Genomic DNA, 239 nt, shown 5'->3' with positions numbered 1-239 from the left:
GTGCGAGAATTACTTGGGACTTTGTCACATATGCTAATGGCTATAATATTTACGAAATTATAAATGGCAAGCCAGTTTTGCTTGTTGAGAACTTGAATAATTTATCGTACGAACTGAATAACCTGACTCTTGCTAATCATGAATATTATGTCACTTCATACAGCAATTCCTTTGGAGAGTCTAAACCTTCAGAGACGGTTATCGCAAAGCTTATTGTAGATACACAGGCACCTGAGACA

General features: G+C 36.8%; 1 protein-coding gene. It reads left to right on the top strand.

From position 1 onward, the window contains the following. Positions 1-239 (top strand): hypothetical protein (locus tag EOC06_RS41305; protein ID WP_206631476.1); only part of this gene is annotated, 239 nt, incomplete at both ends.

Origin of the sequence: Mesorhizobium sp. M7A.F.Ca.MR.362.00.0.0 (assembly GCF_004023175.1) — a bacterium.
In the GTDB taxonomy this organism is placed as follows: Bacteria; Pseudomonadota; Alphaproteobacteria; order Rhizobiales; family Rhizobiaceae; genus Mesorhizobium.
The sequence above is the reverse complement of the archived record's forward strand: the minus strand, read 5'-3'. Positions and strand labels throughout refer to the sequence as shown.